The sequence below is a fragment of the Treponema phagedenis genome, assembly GCF_008153345.1.
GTDB lineage: Bacteria > Spirochaetota > Spirochaetia > Treponematales > Treponemataceae > Treponema > Treponema phagedenis.
In genome coordinates, this window is sequence record NZ_CP042818.1 from 1,499,279 (window position 1) to 1,513,820 (window position 14,542).

9 protein-coding genes are annotated in these 14,542 nt (G+C 40.6%); 4 read left to right on the forward strand and 5 right to left on the reverse strand.

Translation table 11 applies throughout. The features are described 5' to 3' along the window. Nucleotides 1-46 precede the first annotated feature (46 nt). The 4 genes from ispG (at nt 47) to FUT79_RS06685 (ending at nt 4,139) form a co-directional block, all read left to right on the forward strand. A complete protein-coding gene (gene ispG, locus FUT79_RS06670; protein WP_024753487.1) occupies nt 47-1,174 on the forward strand; it encodes a (E)-4-hydroxy-3-methylbut-2-enyl-diphosphate synthase in 1,128 nt (375 codons plus the stop codon). Continuing rightward, nucleotides 1,171-2,295, forward strand: coding sequence for a tetratricopeptide repeat protein (locus tag FUT79_RS06675; protein ID WP_002696568.1), 1,125 nt, complete (start codon nt 1,171-1,173; stop codon nt 2,293-2,295). Before ispG ends, FUT79_RS06675 begins: the two co-directional genes overlap by 4 nt. A 311-nt stretch (nt 2,296-2,606) precedes the next feature. Continuing rightward, nucleotides 2,607-3,308: an RluA family pseudouridine synthase gene (locus tag FUT79_RS06680; protein WP_002696567.1), complete on the forward strand. Its 702-nt coding sequence runs from the start codon at nt 2,607-2,609 to the stop codon at nt 3,306-3,308. A gap of 27 nt (nt 3,309-3,335) precedes the next feature. Further along, the gene (locus FUT79_RS06685) at nt 3,336-4,139 is read left to right on the forward strand and encodes an RsmB/NOP family class I SAM-dependent RNA methyltransferase (protein WP_148878987.1); all 804 of its coding nucleotides are present in this window, start codon (nt 3,336-3,338) and stop codon (nt 4,137-4,139) included. A gap of 769 nt (nt 4,140-4,908) precedes the next feature. Here the strand turns inward: FUT79_RS06685 and FUT79_RS15715 are convergent. From FUT79_RS15715 to FUT79_RS06710, 5 genes are all read right to left on the reverse strand, one after another. Further along, nucleotides 4,909-5,379: an EAL domain-containing protein gene (locus tag FUT79_RS15715; RefSeq protein WP_024753490.1), complete on the reverse strand. Its 471-nt coding sequence runs from the start codon at nt 5,377-5,379 to the stop codon at nt 4,909-4,911. Continuing rightward, nucleotides 5,363-6,193, reverse strand: a complete 831-nt coding sequence (locus tag FUT79_RS15720) for a diguanylate cyclase domain-containing protein (RefSeq protein ID WP_024753491.1) — start codon at nt 6,191-6,193, stop codon at nt 5,363-5,365. The genes FUT79_RS15715 and FUT79_RS15720 overlap by 17 nt, the downstream gene beginning before the upstream one ends. Before the next feature lie 358 nt (nt 6,194-6,551). Continuing rightward, on the reverse strand, nt 6,552-8,240 hold the full coding sequence (locus tag FUT79_RS06700; protein ID WP_024753492.1) for a DNA repair helicase XPB: 1,689 nt from the start codon (nt 8,238-8,240) through the stop codon (nt 6,552-6,554). 130 nt (nt 8,241-8,370) lie between these two features. After that, entirely contained in the window at nt 8,371-9,624 is a 1,254-nt protein-coding gene (locus FUT79_RS06705; RefSeq protein WP_148889426.1) for an ISNCY family transposase, read from the reverse strand. Nucleotides 9,625-10,416: 792 nt separating this feature from the next. Then, entirely contained in the window at nt 10,417-14,511 is a 4,095-nt protein-coding gene (locus FUT79_RS06710; protein ID WP_052335794.1) for an Ig-like domain-containing protein, read from the reverse strand. Nucleotides 14,512-14,542: the final 31 nt, after the last annotated feature.

Sequence of the window (14,542 nt, forward strand, 5' to 3'; positions counted from 1 at the left end):
TGTTTTATTTACCATTCAGAAGCTTTATGCCGATATTTAAACTGTAATGGATTTTTTACGTACCACAAAAAAAATAACAATAGGCGGAAAAGGCTCCACAAAAAAGATTGAGATTGGAGGGGATGCCCCCGTTTCAATTCAAACTATGTGGAAAGAATCTCTTTTAGGAGCGGATTTACAAAAAATCGCAGAGCGTATAACCGGATTGGAAGCGCTTGGCTGCGATATTTTGCGTTTTGCCGTTCCCGACAAAGAATCTGCCGATGCCTTTGTAAAACTTTGCACACTCACAAGCATGCCCCTCGTAGCGGACATTCATTTTGACTATACACTTGCGCTGCGGTGTATGGACGGACCGGTGGCAAAAATACGAATTAATCCGGGGAATATAGGATCAAAAGAGAGAATTAAGGCGGTAACCGATAAAGCAAAAGATACGGGAACAGCCATCCGAATAGGTGTAAATTCTGGCTCTTTGCCTACCTCCATTACGCAAGAAATCGCAGCCTCGGGAAAAACACTTTCCACACACGCTCGAGCCGAAGCTTTGGTAAAAACAGCTTTAAGAGAGGCGGAGTATTTTGATGCGTTAAATTTTGACGCTGTTATTATTTCGATGAAAGCTTCCACTGTGGAGGAAACGGTCGAAGCAAATACGCTTTTTGCGCAGCAATCAGATATTCCCCTGCACATCGGCGTAACCGAAGCCGGTCCAATAATTTCAGGAATCGTAAAAAGCACTCTTGCATTTTCTCGGCTTTTAGATAAAAATATCGGTGCAACAGTACGAGTAAGCCTTTCCGATTCAATGGAAAACGAAGTGATAGCCGCAAGAGAAATTCTTACCGAATGCGGGAAACGCCGGGAAGGAATTCGGCTTATATCCTGCCCTCGTTGCGGCAGACTCGGGTTTGATGTACACGCTTTTGTAAAACGATGGCAAACGGAACTTTTCAGCTTAAAAAATACAATCACAATTGCGGTTATGGGCTGTGTGGTAAACGGGCCAGGCGAAGGGAAACATGCGGATTTAGGCATTACCGGATCTGAAAATTCGGTAGTTATTTTTAAACACGGAAAAGTAGTACGAAGACTTGATGTAAAGAATCTTTCAGAGCAGGAAAAAATCGCTGCAATTGATGCAGCTTTTAGAGAGGAATTAGCAAGCTTATGAAAAAAAAATACTCATTTTTTATTTTCGCTGTTTTTATCTCCGCTTCTCTTTATCCGGTAGCAACCCGCGGTATTGAAGATTATGACCATACAGACGACAAAGAGCCGTGGCATTTGTTGGAGTGGGCAAAAATAGCCTATGAAAAGGAAGAGTTTGGTAAAGCACTTTTGTACACCGGCAGTGCAGCGGACATTCAAAAAGAAACCGTGCAAAATAAATACGCATTATTGGAAAAGGCGCTTCGTTCCCGCCAAGTACAAAAAGTCGGAGATTCAATACTTGATATTTACGCAATCTTAAAAAAACGAGAAGAGATTGACGCATGCACAATTTTAGATGAAATTTTTTTAACTCACTCTCCACAATTTTTTCATAACTCAATGGAAAAATTACTTGTATGGCTCAAAGGTACGGAAACATTTCCCGAATGTGATTATATGTCCGGAAAAATCTATCAAATTGAGGGTGAATACAGTCAAGCACTCTCTTATTATAAAAAAGCGTGGAAAAACAGGGCGTTTTTAACCGTTCCCGACACCCGTTTCGATATTATTTATTCAATGGCGGACGTTTCGGGTTTGATGAAAAACAATAATGAGAAAGAAAAATATCTTTTATTAGTATTAACAGAAGATCCTGTGTATGGCACCACCGATTTTGAAAGCAGTACTTTGCAAGCAATGATTAGAACAATCAGTACCTCAAATACGGTGGAAAAATTTTTTCGCTTATACCGGCATCATAACCCAATTGCAATGAAAGCATATACGGAACTTGCCGCTATTTATCTGCAAGCGGGAAATCTTGATCGGGCGCTTGCGGTGTCCGCGCTTGCGGCTAATATTGCGGTAAGCAGTTTGGATAGTTTTTTGCATGAGGCGGATTTTACATATCGGTATCAAGACTTAGCGGATTTATTTATTCGTACCGGTAGCAAACCTGCTATTTTGCAATGGGCAAACGGCAATAATGTTTGGGCAATTTTTATCCAGTTCGCCGATCTTTTATTTAAGAAAGGCTATGATGAGCAAGTTAAGGATATCTATTATAAGCTTGCTGAAAAATGCCCCTCTTTTGAGCACGCCCGCCTTGCAGCTTATCGGCTTTCAGGCACGTTATAAAAAACCGCCCTACTCTTTGGTAATACCGCGAAAGGTCTGCCGGCATTTTGAGCGTGAAATCTGTTTGCGTAATGGATTATGCGTTAGACGCACGGCCGGCCGGCGGCGAACCGCGTTTTCAGAACTGCTAAGCAAAAGTCCATAGTTTTTGTATTTGTGATAAACCTTACAGTCGATGAGTGTACACCATCTCTTTACAATGGTTATAGTACGCCCACCCGAATACCATCCATGATTTTTATTCTTCAGGTGCACCCATTAAGTGTAAGGCTAACGCTTGCATAAGCGAAATCTATCGGCTACAATAGCGCATGACTTCCGCTCAAATCGCTCGACAAAATCAGGAATCAGAAAACCAAAGAATCATTTATAAAGATGCATCCCTTGCGGTGATTATAAAAAAGAACGGTGAAGATGCGCAAAAATTTTATCAAAAATATTTTTTACAACACGCATATGCACAAGCTGTCAATCGCTTGGATAAACCGGTAAGCGGCTTAATGCTTATTGCATGTAATTCTAAAATACACACCGCTCTTTCACATGCTTTTTCAGACGGTAAAATCGTAAAAACATATTTTGCAATCTGTGAAAAACCGAAAAAACCGACGACGGACATTCCCATTCTTGTGCCCCAAACATGCAACGATACGCTTATTTTTTCTTCTAAAAAACAAAAAGCTTTTATTTCAGATAAAAAAGGAGCAAAAGAAGCCTGCCTTTCTTGGACTCTTTGTGCAAGAGGAGAAAACTATGATTTTTTGCAAGTTATCCCAATCAGCGGAAGAACACACCAAATCAGGGCACAGCTTGCCCATATCGGTAGACCAATTAAAGGTGATTTAAAATACGGTGCAAAACGAAGCGAAAAAACCGGTGGAATCAGATTGCACGCCTATAGTTTGGAATTTCTTCATCCCGTGTTGCATAAACCCTTGCATATATCTACTTACCCGGAAAACATGGATGCCTTATGGGCTGCTTGCATAAAAAGCATGGGGCTCACAGTTTAAAAAATCAACGGAAAGCGTGAATAGAAAATGAAAAAAAAAGAAACAGGCGCGGAAGCTTTTGAAGCATATTATAGAGATCTTTTCGGCGCACGATGGGAGCCTTTGCGAAAAGCCTTGCTGGAAGAAAGCAAGCAAATAGCTTTTTCTGACGGCTTGCGTAAGCCGTATTACCTTGATTTTGCCTCCGTGCAGGCGGCAAGGGCACTTCCCTACTCTGCCAGAGGACATTGCCTCGATATGTGTGCGGCTCCCGGAGGCAAAACTTTGGTTCTGCTTCGGGATGTACTGGGAAAAGATGCCTTGCTCCATGCAAATGAACTCTCCCTTGCCCGCCGTCGTCGTTTACAGGAAGTGATCAAAACACACCTCCCGCCTGAAGAAAATGCTCGAGTGCAAATAAGCGGTTTTGATGCGGCGCGAATGCCACGCTTTAAAAGAAATGCATACGAAAGAATTCTTCTTGACGCGCCCTGCTCTTCGGAGCGCCACCTGCTGCGTGATCAAAAATATTTAACCCAATGGACTGAATCAAGAGTCAAAAGCCTTTCCCGACGACAGTGGGCGCTTATTTCCGCCGCCTTTCTGCTGTTAAAGCCGGACGGTTTTTTGGTTTACTCTACCTGTGCGCTTGCGCCGCAAGAAAATGATATGATAATTGATAAGCTGATAAAAAAATATGGTTCAGAAGTAATCGTAGAAAAAATCTCTCAAGATAAATTATGCGAGCCCACGCAATTCGGTATACAATATCTGCCCGATACGGCTGAGGGCGCGGGGCCTATCTATATTGCGCGGATAAAAAAATCAGCTAAACCTGCACTCAATTCTTAGGATAGCGGTTTTTTCATACCGTTAAATTATATAAAAAGAGCCAGACACAACGGTTAAGTTTTTGCCGTCCGTGGCAAAAACTTAACCACGAGTTTTAAAAGCACTTGGAAAAAGCTTGTGCTTTTAAAACATCGTTTCTGTTTGGAACCACGGGCGTCCGTGCCCGTTCTGAGTTTTACCGTCCTTGTCAAAAACTAAACCTGCGAGTTTTAAAGCTTTGTAAATAGCCTTGCTTTAAAACGTCGTTTCTGTTTGGAACCACGGGCGTCCGTGCCCGTTCTGAGTTTTGCCGTCCGTGGCAAAATGAAACCTACGAGTTTTAAAGCTTTGCAAAAACTTTTGCTTTAAAACGTCGTTTCTGTTTGGAACCACGAGCGTCCGTGCCCGTTCTGAGCTTGACAACGGTGAGTAAACTTACCATAGGAATGCCTACACCGCGCTTGACGCCAAGCAAACACCCAAAGCCCCGCACGCCAAAAAACCTCCCCGAAAGTCTGCGCGCAAGAGCAGGGCGACTATCATTATAAAGATAAACTGTTCCCCTTTTTTTATGTGGAAGCACGGGCATCCATATTCTGATTTTGACATCCGTAGAAATTTACCATAAGAATGCTAAAATCCTACCCCCCCTGTTGATGCTTCGACTAAGATACCGGCAACTTAATTCCAGAATACTATACTACTGACGCAAAAATAAATATCTTTCTCACAAAAAAAGCAAAAAAACTTTGACCCATTTTGATAAGACAATTTAACCGTGAGCTCATTTTTACATGAGCGACACCGGTCTGGCAAGGAGAAATCCTTGTCCGAAATCAATTTTTATATCTTTTAGTATTTCAAGCACTTCAGGATCCTCAATATACTCGGCAATAGTATATAGCCCGAGTCTGTGACACATTTCCCGCATTGCTTTTACCATTGAAAAATCAATATAATCGAATTTAATATTGCGAACAAAGTCGCCTGCAATTTTTACATAATCAATAGGCAAGGTTTTCAGGTATGGAAATGAGGAAAAACCGGTTCCAAAGTCATCAAGAGAAAATGCAAAGCCGTATTTTCTAAGCGCGGAGACAAAAGCCGAGGTTACATCAAGATTCCTGATTGCACTTCTTTCCGTTATTTCAAAACAAAAGTTGTCCGGACTTAAATCATATTTTTTAATATTTTTCAACACATAGTCGATTATATCGTTCGAAAAAATTGAAGCTCCTGAAAGATTAATACTGAAAAACACTGTTTTTATCGGGATGGTCAATCTCTTTCATTTTTGCCACTGATGCAAAAACATGCTTGATAACCCAGCGAGCAATTAAATAAATCATATTATATTTTTCAGCCGCTGGAATAAAACTGTCCGGCGGAATAATTGAACCGTCCGTATCTTTCATCCGTAATAAAATTTCATATTTTTTATTTGGCAACTCTTTATTGAGCGGTGCAATTTCCTGTTTGTATAAAACAAAACCATCATTATCAACTGCATTTTGAATTTTTTGCAGCCATAACCCGACATTTTTAGTACTGTAAGTTTTCATTTCCAATGGAGAAAATAGCTTAAACGCATTTCCACCGGTTTGGTAGGCTTCCAGCGTAGCTTGCTGAGCAGCATTAATAACATCCTGTTCTCTGGCAGTACTGCAGGTAATCGGAACAATCCCGATGCTCACACAAATATTAAAAGTATTTTCATTCCAAATAAAATTAGTATTGCTGACCTTTTCTAAAATCGTATCGGCAAGCGCAAGAGCGGATTCTTTTGAACCGCCATGAAAAACCGAAAATTCATCGCCTCCTATATGAAAAGCGGAATCTTCATAATTAAGACAAGAAGAAATAATATCGGCAACATCTTCGATAAGATGATCCCCCGCAAAATGTCCCCATACCTCATTAATTGTCTTAAAGCTGTCAATGTCGATATACAAAAAATAAACAACCTTATCTGAATCTTTTAGTGTTTGAAAAACAAGAGGAAGTTGTTGTGTAATGTCATGATTAATCCGAATAGGAATTTTTTTATCGGCATGTATACTTTTTGTTTTGCGCAACGATTACTCCTTAGGCCAGAACTTATGATGTTATGCATGTCTTTTATTTTCGAATCAGTATAACCCGATCTCGAAACTATTACGCGTGTGCTATAGTATATCTTCTTTAGAGCTTTTTGTAAAGTTAAAAGATTTTCTTATTTTATTTTTAAGATCTATCTTTAAACCGTAAAAAATTATAAACAATTTTTTGCTTTTTACTCTCCCCTCCTCCAATAAAATTTTGTCTTTTTTATAAATCTTTTGTAAGAATTTGTTTATAAAAAAATGCCAGTACCTTAAAAGATGTGTAAAAGCATCAGAAATTTTACTGAAGTATTTTAATTTTTACTCTTTACATTTTTAAAATGATCGTTTTTTATTCAATTTCATCCTCCGTTAAAATTGAATATTCATATCCCTGTTCGGCAAGAAATTTTTGCCTATGTTCCGCAAATTCTTCTTCAACCGATTGTCTGGTAACCAGTGTATAAAAGTATGAGCTTTCTTCTTTAGGCCGCAAGATTCTTCCAAGCCGCTGTGCCTCTTCTTGTCTGCTGCCGAAAGAACCTGAAATTTGAATAGCAACCGATGCGTCGGGCAAGTCAATGGCAAAATTTGCAACTTTTGAAACAACCAGCACTTTTATTTTTCCCATTCTAAAATCATTGTATAGTATTTCCCGTTCGGCATTCGGCATTTTACCGGTAATTACCGGCGCCTGTATTTCCGTTGCAATTTCGGTAAGTTGCGCAATATATTGTCCAATAATGAGAATCTGGGCGTCTGCGTGTTTTTCTAAAAGCTTGATGATAATCGGCAACTTCCTCGGGTTTTCACTTGCGATCCGGTACTTTTCTCTTTGAGAGGCTATTGCATAATCAATCTCTTTTTTGCTGTCCAGCGCAATACGAACTTCTATGCAATAGGCGTGCGCAATCCAGCCCGCTTCCTCAAGTTCTTTCCACGGAACGTCATAGCGTTTCGGACCGACCAAACTAAAAACATCCCCTTCACAACCGTCTTCACGAATAAGAGTTGCGGTAAGTCCGAGCCGTCTGATAATTTGTAATTCAGCAGTAATACGAAATACCGGCGCGGGTAAAAGATGCACTTCATCATAAATGATGAGTCCCCAATCTCTTTTTCTAAAAAGCTCGAAATGTTCAAATGGAGAATCCGTTGTTTTTCTCCATGTAAGAATTTGGTAGGTTGCAAGAGTAACCGGGCGGATTTCTTTTGTCTCCCCCGAATAAAGTCCGATGGTATTTTCAGAAATATCGGTTTTATCTAAAAGTTCCCGCTTCCACTGATATAAGGCGGCAACATTGGTGGTAAGAATAAGCGTGTCGGTTTGCAACATTGACATAACCAACATGCCAACCACGGTTTTCCCCGCCCCACAAGGCAATACAATTGTGCCAAAGCCTGTACCTGCGGATTTATCTCCGACAAATGATGATGCAGCTTCTTTTTGGTAGTCTCGCAGTATGAGCGCTTCATTTTTGGAAGTTTTTTCCTTTAATGCGATTGCAAGCGGAGCTCCATCTCGTAAAGGCACCTCATCTTGCACCGGCCAACCCTGTTTTAATAATGCTTGCTTTACGCTTCCTCTGTGTAAAACGGGTAAAATAAAGGAGCGTTTTTTTGACGGATCCGGCGTTAAAAATTTTGCAATCGACTTGGAGGCGGCGATTTCTTTATAAATCATTTCGGTTTCCGCTTCCAGTCTCAGATATTCCGTAGTATCAGAAGTTTCGGTCGGAAGCAATCTGATTTTTCCGTACCTGCTGATAGTCTCTTTCATCCAGGCAAGAATTGATTCCGGAACGGTAAAGCGGGAAAAGCGTATAAGCGTTTGCATTATTTGCTCTGCGGAAAAGCCTGCGCTTGCCGCATTCCATAATGAAAGCGGCGTAAGCCGGTAAGTATGTAAATGTTCGGGAGATTTTTCTAATTCCGCAAAAGGAATTAGGGAGAAGCGGGCTTCTTGTGCTTCAGGAGTATGAACATCCAAAAGGATAGAGCGATCCCCTTGAATTATCAAAGGTTTTAAGGCATCGGACATAACAAAGTATTATATCGTACAAGAAAAGAAAAGTCAAAGAAAAATAAAGCAGATGTCAATAACCAGTGAATATTTCACCCCTAAAGGGGGGTAATTTTGCAATGAAAATTGCACCCCTTAACACATCGAGTTATCCTGCTTTTGCATCTTTAAGTAAGAATTCATAAATCAAATCAATAACTACTTGAGGCAGGTCTCCGGTTCGTCCAACCGTATCGGTTCGGTATATATCATCGAGCGGTACAATCGGATAGAATTCATCATGTATTAAAGCGCGTATACCATGTTTTTGTGAAATCAATACATTTACCGTTGCGCCTGCGCCGAATTTATTCTGCTCAATTTTAAACAAATTGTTTTTTATTGAGATGGTAGATCCGCTTGAAAGTTTGCGCGTAATAACCGATGACAACAGTTTATCAAGATCGAGTGTTTTTGGCGTCGGTACAAACATTGAATATGAATCGCAGGCAGGAACACCAAACTGTTTGTTGAAAATACCGATATACTCTTTTAAGAATTGATTTGCTTGCTCTATGGTTGTAATTCCGCGTCGTGCAAATTCAACAGGGAGTCGGCTTTGTAAAGTTTGCCATAATCGCTCAACACGTCCTTTTGCTTGTGATGAATGAGCCGGGAACATATCGATTCCTAAGTACTTGATAATTTTGCCGAATTGTGTTACTTGTTCCTCGGTTCCTTGTAATTGCTCCTCAATGGATAACTGTTTTTTTGCATTAACAAAAAAAACGCTACACTTATCCGGATAAAGAGCGGCAGGGAGTCCGTAATTTTCGAGTGTCTGCCGCAGAACTTCTAAATATCCGAGCAGGCACTCGTTTTTGCATAAATAAAGACCGGTAATCATTCCGCGTGCATCATCAATAAAAGCATGTAATGCGGATTTTTCTTTCCCGCCGAACCAAGGAAACGGGGTTGCGTCCACTTGCAACAGCTCTCCGAAGCAAGCTCTTCTATTGCGCGTTTTATGCACCTTCTTTCGTGTTCGTCTTTTCTTTGGTGAACAAATTCCATTTGATAACAGAATACGGCGCAGAGTCGAATATGACAGCTGCAATTGATATTCTTCAGTTACTATTTCATGAAAATGCAAAAAATTGCTTTTTGACAATGCGGGATCGCTTCGCAGCGCAAGTAATCGCTGCTCAATTTCTTTCGAGGTCTTCTTTGCAGAAGGTCGCTGACTGTTGCCATGCAGCATTGCTGCTAAACCCTTTTCTTTGAACGCCTTTTTTAATTGCTGTACGCGTCTTCGTGAAAGGTTTAATCGAAGCGCAGCTTGTTGTACCGTACATCGCCCCTCTAAGCAGTTGGCGATAACATGTCCTCGTGTAATTTGATCAATGCTCATAAATAATTTCATTCCTCCAGTTTAGTGTAACAAGTAAATAATTTCACCTCGGTAAAATATAGGGGCGAAATATTCATTGAAAACTTATAGGGGTGAAATTATCACAGATTAAAGACAGAAGTTCTTATTATCTATAAAATATTAAATTTGATGGCGGTGATACAATGTGCAGAATTCTAGCTGTGGCGGGAAGTCAACCATTAATATTTTTCTAAGATTCTTTATTTTTCCTCCTTTTGTATATAAAATTTGGACAAAAGCAGCTCTCTATAGTTGCAAAAATTATTTTTGAATACCGTAATCATACTTCTCAAATTAAATGCGCGTTTGAGTAAAATTGATAATCGGGAATCTTTATTTGATGTATAAACTCAATGTTTGCTTACTCATACGATGTAACGTATCCTTATATTCATATATATCGGATTTTTATTTACTAAACTCAACGTTAACAATTTTCATCTTCATCACGTTATCCGCAATTTTTGCCATAATGCGAAACAAGGATTGTATGTTTTCCCAATGTGCGATAGCCCGATATGTATTTTTTGTGAGTTACCATTAGCTTGCCGCGCTATACGCCGATTTCTTTTGTCGGGTCTTTTTTAATGCAAAAGCTCACACGCACATGGTCGATGCCGGATTTTTTAACCGTTGCGGTTTGAACTGTGCAGAAAGCGAGTGTGCTTTACCGGAATGAAGCAGTTATAAAGCACCGGCTTGGAAAGTGTGGTAAAAACCATTTGCAGACATAAAAAAAGCTTAGCGAAAACCGCTAAGCTTTTTTTATGTAGTTATAATATTTTAGAATACATCCGCGCGGATTCCGCAGGAAAGGTGCGGAATGATTGATTTAATTGCGGATTTGTCTTTGCTATCCACATCGGTGGGGATAAACCAGAGGGAACCCTCAATAAAGAACGCAAAACTGCTAAAGTTTTTTGTCTTTCGTTTGTCAAGTCGTACTCTCGGTAATTCCAACTGGGTGAGTAAGGCTGCGAGTACTTGAGGCCTTCCGCTTTGTGTTTGACTAAACACGGAGAAGTTTGCGCCAAGTGCACCGGTCATGTAGAACCAGTTCCAGTCAGGTCCGAAATAGTATCCAAAAGGAAGTTCAAAGACGTTTGCAAGAAGTTTAAGACTGAAAATATGCCCGCCATAGCGCTTCTTTTCATTGGCGTTTTTAAAGAAGAACTTGTACTGGCTATCCAAGAACTGCCCGTAATGGAACTGCACCTTAACGTTATTATCAAAGAAACTTAATCCTACACCCATATTCCATAAGCTTGCGCCCCAAAATCCCAATTCAAAGTGTAAACCTTGAATAAATTTTGGTACTCCGTATAAGGATTTGTCTCCTTTTCGCAGCTTGAAGTTCAAGGTATTAAGTGCAACATCATCGGTTGCCAAGCCTACAAAGCCAAGATTTTCATTATACCTGCCTCCTTCATGGGGAGCAATCAGTATAACTTGCGGCGGATTTTTATCAACATGGAAAATAGTTCTTGAAGTTGCAACCTCATTATTGCGCATTGTTGCGCGTACTAAAAGGAAGTGATCGCCTTCGGGTATATCGCCTGTTTCTACTCGATACTTCCAGTTTTCTTTTCCTCGTATTCTCTGGAAGCTTTTACCGTTATCAAAACTGATGTCAATATAGTCAACTGCTTTTTCAGCTACGGTTCGCTTTTCTTCGCTAAGGGCTTGTTTTGATTTCATAACCGCCTTATCTGTTTCTGAAAGAGCATACCCCGCCTTTCCTCGAATATAGGGGCGTTCAATCGCAAAGTCTCCCATGGCAAAATTATCAATGGTTACCCATGGTCCGGAAACGTTATAGGTAATCGTGTGCGTATTTGAGGAAAATACTTTGTTTCCGGGGAATACCGCCCGTACCGCAAATGAATGCTCTCCGTTTTCCAAAACACCCTCTTTTATTTTGAAAGCGAAGAACTCTGTTCTTGAAACATCTACGGTTTCAAATTCTTTTCCGTCTATAAAGAGCGAGGCTTTTTCTATCGGCGTTTCATTATTAATTTTTCCGTATATATTGAACTCGCCCGTCATTGCTTCTCCGTCAAGCGGATACAGAAGTTTGACTCTATCAATATCCGATCGGGAAATAGTAAAGTTTCGTGCAAGCTCTGTTATATTTTTTGCCTTATCAATGGCAATAATGTCAAGATTATAATGACCTTCAACCAACGAAGAAATATCAATCTCTTGTTTTATTAAGCGAGCTTCCGTAACCTTTATTTCGGCAAGGCGTGCAGGTACTATTTGTCCGTCCAAGCCGCGCAAACGAATTGTGATCCCTTCCATCGCAACATTATCCATTGCTTGTCCGGCGACAAAAAGCGTTTTATCGTATTTTCCGCCGGCAACGGGGTATTCAAACCGTACAACGGGAGGGGTATTATCAATTGAGATTAAATGTGAGCCGATGCCGGTTTGTCCATACCTATCGGTTGCTTTGACAAAAACCATATTTGTGCCATCCGGAATAACATGCGTATCTACCGTGTAGCTCCAATTCTCTTTGCCTTGAATTCTATTATATGTGCTACCGTTATCCATTGACAGTTCTACATAGGCAATACCGTTTTTATCACTTGCGGATCCGGATATGGTTATGGTTCTCCGTAAGGTTTCGCCAAGAACCGGTTTTGCAAAGCTTATCTGCGGCACCGCAGTGGATACTCGTAAGTTTCGTACCACGGGAGCGCTTTTAACGCCATAGATGTCTTCAGCATATAAAGTAACCCGATGCGCATTATCGCCTAACTCATCAACAGTAAGAGGAATTGCAAAGCTGTCCTGAATATCAATGGATTTAAAAGGACCGTCATCTATCTTATAAAAGATTTTTGCGGCACCGTCATCATCGTATACCATTCCTGAAAGTACAAAATCATCAAAGACAACCGCATTTTCTTCGGGAAGATGGATTTCCACACGGGGTTTATCCGCTTCAGGATCAATACCAAAATCAAATCTATTTACTATTGTAGAGTTCCCCGCGGAATCTGAAAATCTGAACTGCATTTGTTTGCTTATCGGGTCTGCAGCGGTTCCCGCAACAATATGTGGTAAAGAGCCGAGCTCCATCGGCTGCCAGGAGGCAGAAGATCCTACCGGTTTATATTCAGCGGATGTTATCGGAAAGCTGCTTGAAACTTTAAAAGCGGTTAATATTGAGCCGTTTACCGTATCTTCCGAGGGAGGAAGAATCATTTCCGCAAAAACGCCTTCCGTTGTTTTATACACCGCTCTTTGCACGGATATTTCAGAGCCATCACTTGCGGTAGCTTTAATGGTTATCGGAATAATCCCGTCGGGATGGTTCGCAATGCTAACCGATTGATCAAAGTTTGACGAAAGTCGTATAGGAGCGGCTTCGCCGATAGTACAGGTAATGTTTTGGGCACTTCCCGAGATTTGTCCTTTTATACGAACCGATGCCTGTACCAGACCCCCTTCCAAAGTCGGTGATTCAATGTTTATTTCAACATCTTCAGGATTAGCGGCGGTTGAGACAACTTCAAAAGAAGAAGTTACCGCACTGCCTTGTATGCCGAAAATATTTATCGGATATGCACTTACGAGGTGCGAACCGGGCGCCAAAGGAGGCAGCTCTACTGAAAAAGTTCCGTTTGGCGCTTCAACTCTTTGCTCAACCCCTTTGTCGAGTCTATAGGCAATTTCTTTAATTCCGTGTGCGTCTTTTGCCATTCCGGTCAGGAATATATTCCCTTCAACAGAACCTTCAGGAGCAATAACCTCTATTGAAGGAATACTTTTGTTCCTGTCGATTTCTATTGTTTTTTCCGCAACGGTAATATTTCCTACCTTATCTTTTGCAATAATCTCAACTACAGCGGTTTTAGTACTTGATTTGCTTAAATCAAACTCTTTTACCCAATAAGGATTTCCTTTAATAATTTCAAAATCACCGGTTTCCCGTCCGATTTTCCATGAAAGAGATTCTAAGCCTACCGCATCCTGAGCCTTACCCGCAATGGAAAAAATAGCTCCTTGCGGACCGTCAAGCTCTCTCGGATATATAAAAGAAACTTCAGGGGCGGTATTATCCACAAAAAAGAGAAAGGTGTAAATTCCTACGGATCCCTGTTTGTCAAACGCTTTGAACCAGCAGATATTCGGCCCTTCCGCCATATTTTTTGTATCAATAGGCAGTTTGAATGTATAGGTCTGCTGTTTTTTGTTATATGATATCCTTAAATCTCGATACGTTTGCCCTGAGTCAAAAGAATACATCAACCCGTCTATACCGTTTTTATCAGTTACACTTCCATGCAGGATAAACTTACCGGAAACAAGCTGCCCTACGTTCATATTGGTAATTTCAACTTCGGGTGCGGTATTATTTAAATGAAATGTAACCGAAACCGGTTTACCCTTTACGCCGTTAATATCTATACCCCAAGCAGAGATAGTGTGTTCTCCTTCTTCCAGTGCTGAAGTATCCAAATAATATGACCAAAATTCTTTGCCTTGAGCTCGATAAATAGTCTCTTCTTTGTCTATTTGCAGCTCTACATAATCAACGGCATCATCATCAGCACAGGTACCGATAATATTAACATTTCCGGTAATACGGGCACCCTGCGATGGATTGTTGATATGTGTTATCGGCAAATCGGACTTAGGATCAATAAACATATTAAAAGGTCCGACAATTCCCTCATTGCCCGCGGTGTCCGTTGCGGTAACAATAACATTATATTTTCCCGGTTTTTTTCCTGAGATATCAATATTTTTGTCCCAGGTTTTTGGATCCTCCGCATCAAAAGAATCAACCGATCCTTTTGCAAATACGGGGAATGAAAACAATACTAAAAACAGTATTTTGAACATTGTTTTAAATTTTCTGGTCATGACTCATCCTTTTGTATATGCTGTGAATATA